We start from the raw sequence: 2,687 nt of genomic DNA on the forward strand, positions 1-2,687 counted from the left end.
AGTTTAAAGAAACTATAATCTTAAAACACCCCGTCAGCCTGTGGCTGCCACCCCTCTTGCAAAGAGGGGAATTAGGCTAAGGCTTATTTAGATTCCCCTCTTTGCAAGAGGGGTGCCGAGTTTACGAAGGCGGGGGTGTTGGACTGATAGTAAATAATAGAATTAAGCGTTTTAAAACTAAATTAAAAAAATTAAAAACAAGAGGAAAATTGCATGGCAATACAAAAAGTCACAGTACCAGATATCGGTGACTATAAAGATGTTGATGTAATTGAGGTGAATGTCAAAGTGGGGGACACGATTGAGGCAGAAGACTCATTAGTTACCCTAGAAACAGACAAAGCGTCAATGGAAGTTCCAGCTCCCTTTGCAGGTGTTGTTAAAGAGATTAATGTCAAAGTGGGTGATAAAGTTTCAGAGGGCTCATTAGTTCTATCGGTCGAAACTGATGCAGCTGCCTCATCTGAGCCACCTCAATCAGTAGAACCTGCAGCGGCAGAAGTTGCACCATCACAAGCGCAAAGTACACAAGTGATTGATGTGACCGTTCCTGATATCGGTGACTATAAAGGTGTTGATGTGATTGAGATCAACGTCAAACCGGGGGATGTGATCAATGCTGAAGATTCATTAGCAACGCTTGAAACTGATAAAGCGTCAATGGAAATTCCATCACCTGAATCAGGTAAAGTCGTTGATGTCAAAATCAAGGTCGGTGATAAAGTATCACAAGGCGACTTGGTGCTAACCCTTGAAGTGACAGGTGCGGCAACTGTGGCACCTGCGCCAAAACAATCAGAAACCAAAGAAGCAATGATAGCTGCTGTTCCAGCGGCTCAAGCTCAGTTAACTGCTGCAGTGGAAACAACGGATGTGCATAATACCAATGCGCATGCATCACCTGCTGTACGTCGTTTAGCGCGTATCTTAGGTGTTGAGTTAGCACGCGTTGTGGCGACAGGTCGCAAAGGACGTATTACCAAAGAAGATTGCGAAAACTATATCAAAAAAGCCGTGCAAGCCGTTCAATCAGGCAATGTATCAAGCGGTGGTGGTTTGGATCTTTTACCTGATCCACAGATTGATTTTGCCAAATTTGGTGAGATTGAAGTGGAATCTTTGTCACGCATTAATAAATTAAGTGCCAAGAACTTAGCGCGTAATTGGGTTAAGATCCCGCATGTAACGTTTTATGATGATGCGGATATTACCGATCTTGAAGCCTTTAGAAATGCTAAAAAGCCAGCAGCTGAAAAAGCAGGGGTTAAAGTGACACCGCTATCATTTTTGATCAAAGCCGCAGCTGTGGCATTAAAAGAATATCCACGTTTTAACAGCTCATTATCGAATGATGGAGAGAGTTTAATTGTTAAGAAATACTTTAATATCGGCTTTGCTGCAGATACACCAAAAGGTTTGGTTGTACCGGTGATTAAAGATGCCGATCAAAAAGGGATCTTTGAGATTTCACGCGAGATTATGGAGTTGGTCAAAAAAGGACGTGATGGTAAGCTAAAACCTGATGATATGCAAGGTGCGACATTTACCATTTCAAGCTTGGGTGTTTTGGGCACGACAGCATTTACACCAATTATTAATATGCCTGAAGTGGCAATTATGGGTGTGTCAAAGGCTGCTATTAAACCGGTGTGGAATGGTAAAGAATTTGCACCAAGAACCATGTTGCCATTGTCATTATCAACCGATCATCGAGTGATTGATGGCGCGTTAGCAGCACAGTTCTTAACACGTTATTGCGCAATTTTGGCAGATTTAAGAGAAATACTTTTATAAACAAAGGGTAAAAAAATGAGTGATGTAAACAATATTAAAACAGAAGTCGTTGTCTTAGGTAGTGGACCTGGCGGTTATAGTGCAGCATTTCGTGCGGCAGATTTAGGTAAGAAGGTCGTCCTTGTTGAGCGTTATGACTCTATTGGTGGTGTGTGCTTGAATGTTGGATGTATCCCATCAAAAGCGTTGCTGCATGTCGCTAAAGTCATTAATGAAGCGCGTCATTTAGAAAAAGATGGCTTGATTAGTTTTGATAACTTAACTTTCAATAAAGATAAGATTTTAGGTTATAAAGATAAGATCGTTGGTCAGTTAACAGGTGGTTTAAAGGGCTTAGCGAAACAACGTAAAGTTGAAATCGTCCAAGGCTATGGTAAGTTTACAGGTGCGAATGAAATCGCGGTTGAAACAAAAGATGGCGTTAAGAAAATTGCGTTTGAGAATGCGATTATCGCGGTGGGTTCTAGCTCAATTAAATTACCATTTATTCCAGAAGATCCACGTATTATTGATTCAACAGGTGCACTGGAGATGAAAGAAGTGCCAAAGAAGATGCTCGTTATTGGTGGCGGTATCATCGGTCTTGAGATGGCGCAAGTTTATAGCGAATTAGGTACTGAGATTACCGTTGTTGAATTTATGGACCAACTTATGGGTGCAGCTGACAAAGATATCGTTAAGCCTTATGAGAAGATGATGGCTAAGCGTTATGATATTCGCTTAGAGACTAAAGTGACAAAAGTTGAAGCAAAAAAAGATGGTCTTTACGTTTCAATGGAAGGTAAAAAAGCTGCTAAAGATGAGCGTTTTGATCGTATTCTTTTGGCAGTTGGTCGTACACCAAATGGTAAGTTAATCGATGCTGAGAAAGCAGGGGTTAACGTTGATGAACG

General features: G+C 41.2%; 2 protein-coding genes. Both read left to right on the plus strand.

Annotated features, from left to right (window positions below; genetic code table 11):
• Positions 1-213 precede the first annotated feature (213 nt).
• A complete protein-coding gene (gene aceF, locus ACY10D_RS05230) occupies positions 214-1,794 on the plus strand; it encodes a dihydrolipoyllysine-residue acetyltransferase (RefSeq protein ID WP_486999715.1) in 1,581 nt (526 codons plus the stop codon).
• A gap of 15 nt (positions 1,795-1,809) precedes the next feature.
• A partial coding sequence (locus ACY10D_RS05235) for a dihydrolipoyl dehydrogenase family protein (RefSeq protein ID WP_486999716.1) occupies positions 1,810-2,687 on the plus strand: 878 nt, incomplete at its 3' end.

The sequence above is a fragment of the Cysteiniphilum sp. genome (assembly GCF_057495195.1).